General features: G+C 49.0%; 1 protein-coding gene. It reads right to left on the bottom strand.

The annotated features are described in order from the left end of the window. The coding region (locus tag WH277_RS01965; protein WP_339504090.1) for a fimbria/pilus outer membrane usher protein at nt 1-439 on the bottom strand (439 nt) is incomplete at both ends.

Here is a 439-nt window from a genome sequence, read left to right as displayed (position 1 = left end):
GGTTGTAGTAATTTGCCTGGTGGCTGTTTTCTTTACCTTCCCAGCTGCCGCTGTAGCTGATGGATCCGCCATTGCCCCATGGCATCGACAGTGACAGGTACATGCCGTCGTCGTTTATCCCGTTAAATTTATTGCGATACGCCGTCACCGACAGACTCAGGTTTCTCAGCTGGCCAATATCGAGATAATGTGACAGCGTCAGGTTGTACCGATCGTTCGCTGGCTGGTCCCAATACGTCTGGTGGTTGTAGTTCAGGTAGGCACTTAGCCCTAAATCCCGAAACTGCTGGTTAAAGGTGATGGTGTACATCTCTTTACTGTTTTGTGAACGCGTGCCGTAAGTACGTGCATCCAGATATTCCCCCATGGTCATATAGTTTTTCTGCGAGAAGCGATAACCCGCAAATGTGACCTGGCTATCGTAATCGTCAAAACGTTT

It is taken from the genome of Erwinia sp. MYb416 (assembly GCF_037479575.1).
Lineage (GTDB): Bacteria > Pseudomonadota > Gammaproteobacteria > Enterobacterales > Enterobacteriaceae > Erwinia > Erwinia rhapontici.
Note: the sequence above shows the minus strand (reverse complement) of the source record. Positions and strands in the feature narration are given on the sequence as shown.